We start from the raw sequence: 14453 nt of genomic DNA on the forward strand, positions 1-14453 counted from the left end.
TTTAAGGGGGCATTGTTGAATGTTTTAAGGGGGCAGAATCGCTTGGTTTTAGGGGGCAGCTTACACTGGATTTTCCAGGGCGGTAGGCTTTCAGAAAATTTTCACTTTATATGCCCGGGCTTGAAAAATCTACCGCCATTGAATTTGATTCAACAGAAGCCCACCTCTCACGTAGGCTTCCGTGTCAGCTTGCTATGCAGCGGTTTTTGTCTCTTTTTGACGTTGTAACGTGAGAATCCAACTTATGAGTGCTCCTGCAATACAAGCCTCTTTCTCTCCGCAATCTGCGAGTTTTGCCATTGTCACCTCACTTGACGGAATAGTTCTCAATGCTTCAATCACCATATCAAAGCTAAATTTTTCTTTCTTTAGAATGATGTTAAGTGCACGGGGAACATAACGTTTTTTAGATTCTCCTTCACCTAAGCTCTTGCATGATTCATCGTAGAGCATTTGGGCTTGTTCTTTTGTACGTCCAAGTGCCAATGTAGGTTTGGCTTTGACGCCACGCATCATTAATTTCAATGTAGCGGCTTTCATTTCTCCAGCCAAGAAGCCTAACGACTGTGTATATGTTATGCCATTCTCTATCGCAAACTCGTATGCTTCTTTTACGGCTTCATCTCCGGTAGCCAATGCTGCGATGCCCATTTCTTCTACCTTAGACGGCATACGGCTGATTAAGACTGTCTCACCTATATGCTGTGCATAGTCGGCAACGGATTCAAAATCGTGTATCTCCACATCTTCCAAAAAATCATCAATATAGATTCTTTCCGAAGTTTCGGGGGTCTCACAGTGAGTAAGGACATTTGCCGTACCTTGCTCTATCAGTTCCCCGTTGTTGTCAAAAAGGTTATATCCCTCTTTCCAAAATATATCCGGCTTGCAGAAGTGGTATCTTGGCGTAAGCAGTTTATCCCTGTTTGCCGTTGTTAGCATCTTATCCATCTTCTTGTCATGCCTCATCCCGTATTCTGTATGGGCTACGATAATCGTTTGCACTTCGCCATCAATACGAGCTTTAACAGTGGTAGGTTTAATTCCCATATCTTTTCCCCATGATTTAAGTTCATTACTTGCTGCATTTGCAGCGTTTCCATTCTCAGATATTTCTTTCTTTTCCATGATATTGGTATTTGATTGTTCAATACTTGCTACTTCTGTAGCGTTAACTAATTCTGTTGCGTTTGAGGTCGCAACCACCTTTGTATCATCTTTCATATTCTTCTTTTTTACGATGATTCAGAACTCTTTACTCAACTTCCCGTGAGTATTAGGGGCTTCTTCCTGCGACGTCTTTCAGGCTGCTGCCGCCTATCTAAGTGCAAACGAAATGCCATCAAGTTCAAAGGAATATCCGATTTTTCATGTCATATCCTTTGAATTGAAAATGAGAAATATAAAATTTAGCGTAGGTAAAAAGAAACTGCCACAAAGGATATGATGCGAAAAAGATGCAACTTCCTTTGTGGCAGTAATGGTAGGATAAAGCTTGTTATTCCCATCTATCGTCCCAACAAATATCATATATATCGAATAAGCGAGGACGGGGGAATGCTCTCATGCGTTTATTTCTGCGAAATCGTTCGATGATATACGAATTAGAATCAATAATTAATGATTTTATGGTGGACTGTAGATTGTTTAATTTGTTTTTCTTATCCTGAGGTGATATGAATTTGAATTCAGTGAGGAATTCTAATAAAAACGTACATTGTTCAACCGTTATCTTGTTTTCTTGAGATGGGATAATGTTGCGAGAAATGTAAGTGTATGTGCTTGCCATTATATAGTTGAGGTATAGCTGGTCACTTTTTACCTTTTTCCCCATCATTGAGGGATATAAGTCTTCTAATTCTTCTTGTGCCTCTTCTACGTTATTTACAGCAAGGAATTTATCCAGGTACTTTTCCATCATATAGTGAAACCATGCGAAACCTTTATCATCAACTGTAATAGGCTTACCTTTGCCAAAACGGATTGTTGCGGTTTTCCCTTTATTCTGTTTTAATGCGATGTATAAATTCAGCAAATCAGGACGCACGGCGATACTATACATGCGTAGGTTTTGTTCCATGTCAAACACATCTGTATCATTTATCAAATGATGAATAGTTCGTGTAAAAATAGCAGCCATGAATTTTAAGGCACAGACATGTTTTTCTTCTATTTGCCGTATAGCGCATTTATTGGCGAATGATTCAGCATATTGCTTGAATTCAGAAATGGTACGAACGAATAATAGGCGGTCAATTGGACCCTCTTTCCATTCTTTTGTTTTAAGGTCAAACGTCAATGAGGTATTACTAATATCAATCCCTGCATCTATAAAAGGTTTGAGATTTAGTCCGCATAAATCAGCGGATAAATCGAAATCGCTGTAAGCGAAACAATGTATTAGCTCTTCCTTGACTTCACGAATAATCTTATTTTTAAAGAAATAGAGTTCCATGTGATATTTATTTTAGGCAAAAATATAAAGAAAATCCCACCTGCATTGTGCAAATGGGATTATTTTGAAATTATAGTAGGTTCTTCATGGCTTCATCCACTTGCTCATTATCGAAACTATCCAAGTATATTTGAGTGGTGGCTAAGTCTGAATGTCCCAATGCTTCACTTATCAATGCAATGTTTACCCCCGATTTCTTTAGGACGCTTGCGAATGAGTGCCGGGCGACATAGGTTGTCAAGTTGGCTTCAACTCCAAGCTGTGCGGCAAGTAGTTTTAGATTCTTATTGACCTTTCCTAATATCTTATGTATTCTATTCTGTTTTTGTAGGGCGGTCTTATGTATCTTACTGTCTAAAATCGGAAACAGATAGCCTTTACTCTCTTTTGAATATTTCTCGATTATCAGCATAGCTTCCTGCGGTATTCCTATCTTGATTAGCTTTTTTGTCTTTTGGCGGATATAGTGTAATCTGCCATTTTGAATATTCTCGTTTGTTAGATTAGCTATGTCTGTGAAATTGATTCCACCGCATAGATAGCTGAACACGAATATGTCTTTGCTCAACTCCATGTATTGTTGCTTTCCGATAGGCTGCACCTCGGTTGTGAATTTCAGCACATCTGTTTTGCCAATGGCTCTCTTTTGGGTGGTGGTGTCGAACTTGTTGATTTTATATTCGTCAAACGGATAATCGGACTTCCGGGCGCACTTAGCTTTGATAGCTTTATTGTATGCGCTACGAAGAGTACGAAAGAGTAGGCTGATTGTAGTTTCCCTATTACCTTTGGAGCGTAGCCACTTCTCATATTTGTTAAGCCAAGCAATATCTATTTCATTAAATGGAATATCCAATTTCCCATTAGTGAAAACTTTGAGTGAATTGAATGAGCCTTTATAGATAAGACGGTTTCCGCATTTGCCCTCACGTGTGTATTGCTCTATAAGTTCCTTGTAGAACATACTGATTGTTTTTAGTTCAAACTTGGTATTCTCATTATTGAGTAAGGTGGTGGTAGTGTATTCTTTTTGTTCGCTATTCAGTTCCAACATTCGTTGTTGAAGTTCCCGTTGCTTATCCAAGATAATCTTTTGGATGTACTCTTTGTTAGGGCAGTTGGGCTTAGGCTTATTTCGTGCGAAGTCCCAATATTTAGGATTGATAGATATGCCTAAACTTTGGTATTTACGCTTTCCTCCTTTAGATACTTGGAGCATCAATGGATTTTCGCCATTTGATAATGTCTTAGACTTGTAGCAAACTACTGAAACACAAGCATTCATAATGAATTTTCGGTTTACATCTTGGTTTACATGCACCCTTTGAAACCACTCGAAAACAGACTTTTCGTAACCTACTAAAAGCAAAAAGCCTCAATAGCTAATTTCTTAACTATCAAGGCTTTCTTTATGAGCGGCAAGCGAGACTCGAACTCGTGACCCTCAGCTTGGGAAGCTGATGCTCTACCAACTGAGCTACTGCCGCATAAACATTTCCAAGGTCATGCCTTAAAAACGGTGGCAAAGTTAATAAATTCCTTCCTAAAAAAACAAACGTTTCGTCAAATATTTCCTATTTTTGCTCGGGAAAACAAAGATATTCTTTCAAAATACAGACTAAATACCAATGAAACGAATCATACTCATCACCGGAGGAGCACGTTCCGGCAAAAGCACCTATGCGGAAAAGCTGGCACTCGAGCTCTCTCCCACTCCCGTTTATCTTGCCACGGCACGCATCTGGGACGAAGAATTCCGCCAGAGGGTAATCCGGCATCAGGAACGCCGGGGACCGGAATGGACAAACATCGAAGAGGAGAAAGAACTCAGCCGCCACCGGCTGGAGGGACGGATCGTCCTGATAGACTGCATCACCTTATGGTGTACCAACTTTTTCTTCGACCTGCATTCAGATACCGACCGGGCACTTGCCGCAGTAAAGGCAGAGTTCGACCGCTTCACGGCACAAGACGCAACCTTCATCTTTGTAACCAATGAAATAGGTATGGGAGGAACTTCCGAGAACGAACTGCAACGAAAGTTCACGGACATGCAAGGCTGGATGAACCAATATGTAGCCGCCCGTGCCGACGAAGTGATACTGATGGTATCCGGCATCCCACTTACCGTAAAAAACACTCATTCATAAAACAACAGACAATTAAAATTCAACAGACTGATGAAAACATTTCATATCACCCGTCCGGACGAGTCAATCCGTCCCGCATTGATTGACAAAATCAACAACCTGACCAAACCCAAAGGTTCATTGGGCATTTTAGAAGAACTGGCACTCCAAATCGGACTCATACAACAGACATTATCCCCCACCTTGAAACATCCGCAAAACATTATCTTCGCCGCCGACCACGGCATTGTAGAAGAAGGGGTCAGTCTGTCTCCAAAGGAAATCACCTGGCAGCAAATCAGCAACTTCCTTCATGGAGGGGCAGGTGTCAATTTCCTCTGCCGGCAGCACGGCTTTACCCTGAAAATAGTAGATGCAGGAGTAGACTACGACCTCCCCTACGAGAAAGGCATCATCAATATGAAAGTGCGCAAAAGTACCCGGAGTTATCTGCACGAGGCAGCCATGACGGAAGAGGAAATGGAGATGTGCCTGGAACGGGGTGCCGAGGTGGTGCGCCAATGCCATGAAGAAGGCAGCAATGTCCTCAGCTTCGGTGAAATGGGTATCGGAAACACCTCTTCATCCTCCTTGTGGATGACCTGCTTTACCGGTATTCCTCTGGAACAATGTGTCGGCGCAGGCAGCGGACTCGACAGCGCGGGCATCCGCCACAAATACGAAGTGCTGAAGCAGTCTATGGAGAACTACAAGGGCGACGGCTCTCCCCGAGACATCATCCGCTACTTTGGCGGACTGGAAATGGTAATGGCCATAGGCGCCATGCTGCAAGCTGCCGAGCTGAGGATGATTATCCTTGTTGACGGATTCATCATGACCAACTGCCTGCTTGCCGCCGCCAGGCTCTACCCGGAAGTGACGGATTACGCCATCTTCGGACACTGCGGAGACGAGTCGGGCCACAAACTGGTACTCGACGCCCTGCATGCCCGTCCGTTGCTGAATCTGGGGCTGCGTTTGGGAGAAGGAACGGGGGCCATCTGTGCATATCCCATTGTCGACTCGGCCGTGCGGATGCTCAATGAAATGGATAACTTTGCACATGCCTCCATCACCAAATACTTTTAACATGAACAATGTCTTGGCTGCATTCATAATGCTCACCCGACTGCCCTTCTGGAAAATCAAGGAAGTACCGGCAGAGTGTTTCAAGCATGTGGTTCCCTATTGGCCGCTTGTAGGCTGGCTGACGGGAGGCGTGATGGCGGCAGTGCTGTGGCTTGCCGGACAGATTATGCCGGTGTCATTGGCATGGATTCTTGCCCTCATCGCACGCCTGCTTGTCACCGGTTGCCTGCACGAAGACGGACTGGCGGACTTTTTCGACGGCTTCGGCGGCGGCACCACCCGAGAACGGACTCTTGCCATCATGAAGGATTCCCACATCGGAAGCTACGGTGTCATCGGATTGATATGCTATTTCCTGCTGTTGTTCCAACTTCATCACCTGCCACTGGGACTTCTCTGCATCCTTGTGCTCAGCGGTGACTGCTGGTCCAAGTTCTGTGCCTCCCAGATTGTCAACTACCTGCCCTATGCCCGGAAAGAGGAAGACAGCAAAAGCAAAACCGTCTACAACCGCATGAGCCGGCACGAGTTACTGGCCGGATTTCTTTGCGGCCTGCTTCCTTTCGTACTGCTGCTGCCTATAAAACTGTGGATTGCCACCCTCTTCCCACTGCTCACCTTCTTCCTGCTCTACCGATTGATGAAGCGACGCCTGCAAGGATATACGGGGGACTGCTGCGGGGCCACTTTCCTGCTATGCGAACTGTCCTTCTACTTGGGAAGCCTTATCCTAATTATAAATTAAAACCAAAAATTAAAGATGGAAGTAATACTCATTCGACACACTTCGGTAGATGTTCCTCCGGGCGTATGCTACGGACAGACCGATGTTCCCCTGAAACCCACGTTTGAAGCGGAAGCCGCCGTGACAGCAGAAAACCTGAAGGCATACCTTCCGTTCGACCACGTCTACACCAGTCCCCTGACCCGCTGCGTGCGCCTCGCCACCTATTGCGGCTATCCCGATGCAGAACGGGACAAACGGATTATGGAAATCAATTTTGGCGACTGGGAGATGAAGCCGTTCGAACAGAATGAAGACCCACGCCTGCAGGAATGGTATGCCGACTACATGAACGTGGCAGCTACCGATGGAGAATCCTTTGCCATGCAATACCGACGTGTCGGCCAGTTTCTGGATGAGTTGAGGAAGAAGCCCTATACACGCGTTGCCATCTTCGCACATGGCGGCGTACTCATCTGCGCGCAACTCTATGCCGGAACCCTCAAAGCCGAAGAAGCCTTCGACGCATTGACGCCCTACGGCGGCATCGTCCGCATCAATCTCGACAAGGAATAGTGAACGAAATAGTAGGGCCTTCCTCCGCTTCGGTTTGCACCTTGTAGATACCTCCAAAATAATGAATAAAATGGGCATTGATTTCATGGCGAATCAAGCTTGTTTTATTCTCAAAATGCACCTTTGCAAACGGAGCGTTGACCACATCGAAATAGAGAACCGGCCTACTGCGGTCTCGTCTGATACGGATAACCGCCTCATAACGGGAAGTGTCATTCTCTGACGGAGTCAGCAGGCTGAAAAGCAATGTATCGAACCACTTCCGGTCCGTCCTTGCAAGCTGTTCCTTGAGGTCGGTCTGCAGGCTGACAGACACGGTGCTCTCCTCACGGCCGTTCACTTTATCCAGCACCTCACTGCACAACCGAATAATGTCACACTCCTCGTCCTCATACTGAATCTTGCCGGACTCCAGGCGGGACAACTCCAGAATGCTGTTGACATAATTCAGCAGGCTCTCCGCATTGGTCTGAATCATCTGTCCGTACTCCCTCTTAGTCTCCTTATCCAGCTCCTCTTTCCCGGTCAGCAATTCGGCAAAGCCCACCACCACACTCAGCGGGGTACGTATATCATGGCTGATTTCCGATTTCAGACGTTCCTTCGCGATGTTGTCCGTCTCTGCCTGCAAAGCGGCTTCAGCCGTCTTCTTCTCTACGACAGCAATCTTTCCGGAGACATAGCGCGTATACAGATAGAAAAGCAGCATCAGCAGCAGACAGACGCCCAGGAGTATAAATCCTATACGGTAATTCATGTCCTGAATCTTCTGCTTCTCCAACAACAGCTCGTCAATGTGGTAAATCTCCTTCACCTGCTTCAACTGGTTGGCCGAGAAGGCATTGTTCAGCGAATCCTGCTTGCGTATGAGGTAGCGCCGGGTCTCGATGGCCCCGTCAATGTCCCCCTTGTCATATTGCGTACTCGCCTTGTAGTTTATCAAAGTGGCAAAGGTGGAGACGTAGTTGTTCAGTACCGTAGGGGTCACCTCGTCTATCAATGCGATGCTTTTGTCATACTCATCGGTCTTGGCATAGTATTGAAGCTGTATCAACTGGACATTCAGCCAGAAGACGGGATCTACATGCGGTTCAAGCAGTTTCTTTACTTTCTCGATATGCTCGTGCGCCACTGTAAAGTTCTTCTGGTTCATGTAGTGCAGGATATACTTCACTTCGCAGTCAATCTCGAAATTGCTCCAGTTCTTCCGTGTCTCGGGTTCTTTGGAAATAACCGTCTGCAACGTCGTGTCCATTTCATGCAAATAGGGCAGCTTCAGACTGTCTTTACCGCCATTGCCGTATACCTGGGCAATACGCGACAGTATATCCACCTTCAGGCTGGCCTTTGTCTGGGGAGAGAAATTCCGGTAAGCCTCCAAGAAAGAGTCCAGTGCCTCATTCGGGCGGCTGGACACTCCGTAGGCACATCCCAGACTGTTATACGCCGCTATCATCCCGTTATTGCTATGGCGGAGTTTTGATTCCTCCAACGTCTCCTTAGCCACATACACCGCTTTCTCTATCTGTCTCTTGGAAGCCAGGGCGCGGCTGATGGCAGCCTTCTGCTCCAGATAATAATCGTAAGTGCCTACCTGGGAGACAAAATCCTTCAGCACATCCACCCAATACGACAGACTGTCCGGGTCGTGTTTCTTGTCATAACATGCCGCCAGATAGTAAGCGCCCATATTCTCATAGAAAGCGTTCTTCTGCCGCCGCGCCTCCTCGTACAAACGGGTGGAAAAAGTCATGTTATAGGGAGCATACTGGTGCTTGTAGGCCATGTCACGGAGATACGTCAGCCGGACAAGGGTGGCCGGCAGGGTATCGGCAACCTTCAGGATGCTGTCCTGATACCGGACAGCCCCCGTGTCTTCTGCCAGCAGCGGACAAATATATCCGCAAAACAAAACATGGATGAGAATCAGTATTCGTTTCATTGCGCCGTTCCTCCGTGTAATGCGGGATTATACTTCAAAGGATGCGTAAAACAGAAACGCGCGCCACGGGTGTACCCACTGTCCACCCACAGCTTGCCGTTCATATATTTCACAATCAGTTGGCAGATGGAAAGACCCAGTCCGCTTCCCTGCACAAAATCATTCAGCTTTTCAAAGCGTTCAAAAATCAAGTGCTGCTTTTCCGGTGGAATGCCACATCCGGTATCCGTCACGGAGAAAAGTGCCGTACCGGCATCAGCCATCTTCAGTTCCAGCACGATGGAGCCTTGTTCCGTAAACTTGGCGGCATTCACCAGCAGGTTTATCAAGACTTGGCGGAGGCGCGCATCGTCCGTATCCAGCATCAAGACGGACAAATCCGTGTCAAAACGCATTTCAACCTCCAGCTTGCGCGAGGCCATCACGGTCTCCACGACCTCATTACACAACTTCACGGCATCATGCGTGCGGATGTTGAAGGTTATATTGTCATTCTCGAAATCCGAGAAATCCAGAATGTCATTGATAAGTTTCAGCAACTGAAAGGAATTCACCTTGATAATTTCGGAGAACTCCCGGCGCGATTCGTCATCGAACGACTCGTCCTCATCCGTCAGTACCGCCGAGAATCCGACAATGGCATTCAGCGGCGTACGTACCTCATGGCTCATGTTCGAAAGAAACATATTCTTCCGTTGTATGGCTTGCACCGCTTTCTCCTTCATCGCCTCCTGCCGCATTTGGGAACGCTTCAAACGGAATATCTTCTTCCAGCCCAGCACCAGGAGGAATATCAGAAACAGTACGGACACAATGATGCCTGCCAGATAGAAACGCATGGATACAATGCGGTCGCGTTCGTTCTGGTAGGCCAGTTGGTCGGCCTGGAAACGGGTACAGAGCCGGTCTATCTCCTTGGGATAGTTCTTCTCGAACGAAGTCTTGATATACGAAAAGACCTTGCCGTACTGTCCGTAGGCTTCTTCCTTGTTCCCCATCTTCACCAGTAAATCCGCCTTTTCGAGCAGAGCTTCCTTGTAGATGTTACGGTTTATCCGGGCATATTCGGTTTGAAGGAAATCATTGTAGGCGGTCAAGGCTGCCTCATGCTCTCCGGTGGCCACCAGATAACGGGCATCTATAATCAGAAGGTATTGCCGTATCTCCGGAATCAGCTGCGTTTCAAGCTGGCCTATCTGTGCCAGACAATGGCTGGCAGCTTTCAAGTCACCCTTGAATAATTGGCAGGAAGCATTGGAGATGTGACGCATGGCCAGCTCCAGCGGAGAAAGCCGGTCTTCCGGATAGAGGTTCAGACGTGCAAGATAACGCGAGGCACCGTTTACATTCCGTATGCGCAGGTTATAATCTATCAGTTCCACCAGTAGCATACGGATATGCACATCCTCCCCGTCCATCCCATCCAGCAGTCTCAAGGACTCTTCATAAGCGGCACCGGCTTCCCGGAGCCTGCCGGTATAGCTGTACACCTCTCCCATGGCATTCAGCGCAAGGGCATTGCCGAAGGGGTAGGCAAGCGCGCGGGCTTTGGAGTACATCTGGTCGCTCTGGGCAATGGCCATACGGATTTCTCCACGGAAAAGGGAGGATTTTATAAGTATTCTTTCCAGTTCGAAATAGGTGTAATAGCGCTGGGATTCATCCAATTGGGACAAAAGGCCGTCGGCATTCAGCGAGTCACACTCCTCCCGGGTCAGATAGTCGAAACCGAGGCTGTTGTGAAAAGTAGAGATGACCTCATGGACTATACTTTCCTTTTCTTTAGTCCAAGAATCCGCTTTATCTGTTGTCGATGCAATTATTGTGCTCCCGAACCAAATAAAGAAAAGGAATATATATAGTTGCTTTATCCTCATTTATAAGACTTTGTCTGCTTTAAAAGTTACATTTTTAATGCAACGCGGTCTTGCAAAGATATTATATCTTTTTGGAACGGACAAAGAATCAGTTAAAATAACAACATTTTAAAAACAAAAGGAAGCCAAGGTCGATGTCACTATTACGGCAACCACCATCCACCACTCCACACGCCGGTTGATGCGGACAGCCATACGCATATCTTCCGTCTTCAGAGGCCGTTCATTAGAACCGATATAAGGTTTCCACACCTCCTCGCCGAAATAGTTGTGCGGACCCCCGAAACGGCAATTCAAAATACCGGCAAGGGCGGCTTCCGGATAACCGGAATTGGGACTGGCATGCTGGCTGCCATATCTGCCCACAAAAGCAAACAAGGAAAGGCGACCGGAAACCAGTACCATCAGAAAGGCTGTCAGACGAGCAGGAATATAATTGGCAACATCATCCAAACGGGCAGCAAAACAGCCGAACCGGCGGTAGCGTTCATTCTTGTAGCCGACCATGGAATCCAGCGTGTTCACCATCTTATAGGCAAGCATGCCCGGAACTCCCAACAGCAGATACCAGAACAAGGGAGCAACCACCCCATCGCTCAAATTCTCTGCCAAAGTCTCCAATGCCGCGGTTCTCACCTCCTGCGCCGAGAGTGCAGACGTATCACGCCCTACGATACGTGCCACTTGCATCCTCCCTTCCTCCAAGGAACGGTCCACCGCCTTGAACACCATACGCACCTCGCGAACCAGCGTAGTGCCCGCCAAGCAATAGAATATCAGCAATATTTGCACCGTCAGAAGCATGCCCGGAGAAAAGAGTGCCGCCAAGCGGAGCAACAAAAGCGTAATGACATATACCCCCAAGACAAGAGACACCGCCACAAACGCACCTTTCAGGAAACGCGAATCGCCCCGGTTCAACCGGTGCTCACAGAAAGAGATGGCTTTGCCGAAAGCGACCACCGGATGGGGTAGCCACGCCGGGTCGCCCAGCCAATGGTCGAGCAGCCAGGCAGTGAGAAGCGGCAGGTTCAAGTTGAAGGCGACACCCAAAAGTATAAGCACATCTTCTTCCATCGGTTATTCCTCCTCAAGCCATTGTCCTATTGCTTTTACAAGCCTGTCATTCTCCTCCCGGCTCTGGGCGGCTATGCGGAAGAAGTGTTCATTCAGTCCGTCGAAGTTGGAGGCGTCCCGAATCAAGATACCATGCTCCCCTGCCAGATAGTCTTTCAAGGCGGAAGCCCTACCCATACGGAGGCACACCAGCATGAAATGGGTTTCGGTGGCCCATACCTCCAGTCCTCCCAATGCCTCGAGCGCACTGCGCAGGCGGGCAGCCTCTTGCAAGTAAGACGCCACATCCAGCGGATTGGGAACATCGTGTTCCAGCAGATGGAGCCCTGCCTCAATAGCAAGCTGGTTGACCGACCAGGGCATACGGTTGGTACGCAGACGGTGCAGCAGGTGGGGAGCGCCGGTGACATATCCCAGTCGCAGACCGGGAACGGCATAACGCTTGGTCATGGAGTGCAGCAGCAAGACGTTGGGAAACTCCGCAGCCTCGGCAGCAGAGAAAAGCGGACGCAAGGTGAAAAATTCGTAGGACTGGTCGATGACGAAACATACCTGCGGATTATGACTGATAAGTGTTGCCAGATATTCCTTCTCCACGACCGTTCCGGTAGGGTTATTGGGATTGCACAGCCACAGCATGCGCACCTCTTCCGGCAAGCGATACCCCTCGCTCTCCGCAGGAAACCAATAGAGGGAAGTGACCCGATGGCCGTGCATGCGGCAGGCATCGGCATATTCACTGAAAGTGGGCTGCACAATGGCGGTGTTTGTCCCGCGGAAAGTCTGTGCGGTAAGATAGATGGCTTCGGTAGCTCCATTCGTCACGCACACTGCCTCGGCAGGAAGACGGTGGTGGCGGGCAAGACAGGCCTCAAGCGTGTAAGGCTCCGGTTCGGGATAGTTGCCGATGCCGTCAATCCGGGTACACAGATGCGCCTTCAAGGCAGAGAGGTCTACCCTGCTGTAAACGTTCGAGCTGAAGTTTGCCGTAATGGGACGGCTGTATTTATAGGAATCGTCTCCGTGTCCTTCAATCATGGTTCTTTGTCAATATTTGGTAGATAAGCGGCAGGTTGACGTGGCGGCGCACGTGCTCGGCAAGCCTATCGTATTGTTCTTCTTTGAATGTATGGTAATCGAAAGCGCCGGCATTCCCGGACAGTTTGTCTGCAAAAGGCACAAGCAGGAAATCTATGAATTCCGGATTGTCGAGAATGCCATGAATATAGGTCCCCATGCAGGTGGAGTCCACGTAGTAACCGTCGGTAGAGCCGTTCTCCAGAAGATTCAAAGGAGAATCGGGAGTACCTTCCACAGGGGTGGTCACTCCCATATGGATTTCATAGCCCTGCATTAATGGAGAATGGAGAGTGGAAGATGGAGAATGGGGATTGCACAGACCGAACTTCACCTGGCGGGTCACCTTCTCTCCCGACATGCGGGTACTGATGGGCAACAGCCCCAGTCCGGGCAGGCGTTCAATGTCCCCCTCCACATGCTCAGGGTCGAGCACCTCCTGCCCCATCATCTGATAGCCGCCGCAGATACCCATCACGGTGGCACCTTCACGGTGGGCACGGATGATGGCAGCCGCCACACCGTTACGGCGCAATTCGTAAAGGTCATCAAGCGTGCTCTTGGAGCCGGGCAGCAGGATGACGTCGGCCTTTGCCAGCTCATCCACATTGTTGGTATAGAAGAGATGTACGCGCGGGTCACGTTCCAGGACATTAAAATCGGTGAAGTTACTGAGGTGGCGCAGCAGAATGACGGCGATGTTCACCTTTCCCTTCTCGGCACGGACAGACTTTGCGGCAAGCGCCACGGAGTCTTCTTCTTCAATGTAGATATCACGGTAGTAAGGCACCACCCCGACAACGGGAATGCCGCAAAGCTCCTCCAGCATCGTAATGCCCGACTCGAAGAGACGTATATCCCCCCGGAACTTGTTGATAAGAATTCCTTTAATTCGCTCCCGCTCATGGGGACGAAGCAACATCAGCGAACCGTAGACGCTGGCAAACACACCGCCACGGTCAATGTCGCCCACAAGAATTACATCGGCTCCGGCATGCAGGGCCATCGGCAGATTGACAAGGTCGGTATCCCGCAGATTGATTTCGGAGATGCTTCCCGCGCCTTCCAGCACGACGGGATTATAGCGGGCGGCAAGGCGGTCGTAGGCAGCACAAACCTCCCGGCGCAGTTCGTCGCGTCCTTCCTTGCGGAAATAATCATAAGCATTGCGGTTGCCGATAGGACGCCCGTTAAGAACAACCTGCGAGGTATGGTCCGACTGTGGTTTCAGCAGTAGCGGATTCATGTCCGTGTGGCAAGGCACTCCGGCGGCTTCTGCTTGCACAGCCTGGGCACGGCCTATCTCCAGCCCTTCGGGAGTGGCAAATGAATTGAGCGCCATATTCTGTGCCTTGAACGGTGCGGGCTGATAGCCGTCCTGCTTGAAGATGCGGCAGAAGGCGGCAGCAATGATGCTCTTTCCCACATCACTACCCGTCCCGGCAAACATAATCGGATGAAGTTTCTCCATAAATTCCATTTTAGCGAATGCAAAGATAGTGCAAAT

General features: G+C 48.5%; 12 protein-coding genes and 1 tRNA gene. 4 read left to right on the forward strand and 9 right to left on the reverse strand.

Annotated features, from left to right (window positions below; translation table 11 throughout):
* Window positions 1-192: 192 nt before the first annotated feature.
* The 4 genes from ACESTD_RS16855 to ACESTD_RS16870 form a co-directional block, all read right to left on the reverse strand.
* A complete protein-coding gene (locus ACESTD_RS16855) occupies window positions 193-1224 on the reverse strand; it encodes a hypothetical protein (protein ID WP_057098147.1) in 1032 nt (343 codons plus the stop codon).
* A 274-nt stretch (window positions 1225-1498) separates the two neighbouring features.
* Window positions 1499-2455, reverse strand: coding sequence for a hypothetical protein (locus ACESTD_RS16860; RefSeq protein ID WP_057098148.1), 957 nt, complete (start codon window positions 2453-2455; stop codon window positions 1499-1501).
* Window positions 2456-2525: 70 nt separating this feature from the next.
* Window positions 2526-3740 carry a site-specific integrase gene (locus tag ACESTD_RS16865; protein WP_057098160.1) on the reverse strand — a complete coding sequence of 405 codons (1215 nt, stop codon included), beginning with the start codon at window positions 3738-3740 and terminating at the stop codon, window positions 2526-2528.
* A 129-nt stretch (window positions 3741-3869) separates the two neighbouring features.
* Window positions 3870-3942: transfer RNA gene (locus tag ACESTD_RS16870), tRNA-Gly, on the reverse strand.
* Between the two features lie 141 nt (window positions 3943-4083).
* Between ACESTD_RS16870 and cobU the strand changes: the two genes are divergently transcribed.
* The 4 genes from cobU to cobC are packed head-to-tail and all read left to right on the forward strand — an operon-like array spanning window position 4084 to window position 6973.
* A complete protein-coding gene (gene cobU / locus ACESTD_RS16875) occupies window positions 4084-4605 on the forward strand; it encodes a bifunctional adenosylcobinamide kinase/adenosylcobinamide-phosphate guanylyltransferase (RefSeq protein ID WP_005829269.1) in 522 nt (173 codons plus the stop codon).
* Between the two features lie 30 nt (window positions 4606-4635).
* Window positions 4636-5673 carry a nicotinate-nucleotide--dimethylbenzimidazole phosphoribosyltransferase gene (gene cobT / locus ACESTD_RS16880; protein WP_044467841.1) on the forward strand — a complete coding sequence of 346 codons (1038 nt, stop codon included), beginning with the start codon at window positions 4636-4638 and terminating at the stop codon, window positions 5671-5673.
* A 1-nt stretch (window position 5674) separates the two neighbouring features.
* Window positions 5675-6418 carry an adenosylcobinamide-GDP ribazoletransferase gene (gene cobS / locus ACESTD_RS16885; RefSeq protein WP_117689289.1) on the forward strand — a complete coding sequence of 248 codons (744 nt, stop codon included), beginning with the start codon at window positions 5675-5677 and terminating at the stop codon, window positions 6416-6418.
* 15 nt (window positions 6419-6433) lie between these two features.
* Window positions 6434-6973: an alpha-ribazole phosphatase gene (gene cobC / locus ACESTD_RS16890; RefSeq protein WP_117990924.1), complete on the forward strand. Its 540-nt coding sequence runs from the start codon at window positions 6434-6436 to the stop codon at window positions 6971-6973.
* Here the strand turns inward: cobC and ACESTD_RS16895 are convergent.
* From ACESTD_RS16895 to ACESTD_RS16915, 5 genes are all read right to left on the reverse strand, one after another.
* Entirely contained in the window at window positions 6954-8915 is a 1962-nt protein-coding gene (locus tag ACESTD_RS16895) for a sensor histidine kinase KdpD (RefSeq protein WP_272203439.1), read from the reverse strand. The two genes, cobC and ACESTD_RS16895, sit on opposite strands and share 20 nt — an antisense overlap.
* On the reverse strand, window positions 8912-10792 hold the full coding sequence (locus tag ACESTD_RS16900; RefSeq protein ID WP_373158894.1) for an ATP-binding protein: 1881 nt from the start codon (window positions 10790-10792) through the stop codon (window positions 8912-8914). The genes ACESTD_RS16895 and ACESTD_RS16900 overlap by 4 nt, the downstream gene beginning before the upstream one ends.
* A 108-nt stretch (window positions 10793-10900) precedes the next feature.
* Window positions 10901-11869 carry an adenosylcobinamide-phosphate synthase CbiB gene (gene cbiB, locus ACESTD_RS16905; RefSeq protein WP_272203440.1) on the reverse strand — a complete coding sequence of 323 codons (969 nt, stop codon included), beginning with the start codon at window positions 11867-11869 and terminating at the stop codon, window positions 10901-10903.
* A 3-nt stretch (window positions 11870-11872) separates the two neighbouring features.
* Window positions 11873-12907 carry a threonine-phosphate decarboxylase gene (locus tag ACESTD_RS16910; RefSeq protein WP_005836943.1) on the reverse strand — a complete coding sequence of 345 codons (1035 nt, stop codon included), beginning with the start codon at window positions 12905-12907 and terminating at the stop codon, window positions 11873-11875.
* Window positions 12900-14417, reverse strand: coding sequence for a cobyric acid synthase (locus ACESTD_RS16915; protein WP_178495523.1), 1518 nt, complete (start codon window positions 14415-14417; stop codon window positions 12900-12902). The genes ACESTD_RS16910 and ACESTD_RS16915 overlap by 8 nt, the downstream gene beginning before the upstream one ends.
* Window positions 14418-14453 lie beyond the last annotated feature (36 nt).

The organism is Bacteroides sp. AR20 (assembly GCF_964250605.1).
GTDB classification, from domain to species: domain Bacteria; phylum Bacteroidota; class Bacteroidia; order Bacteroidales; family Bacteroidaceae; genus Bacteroides; species Bacteroides uniformis.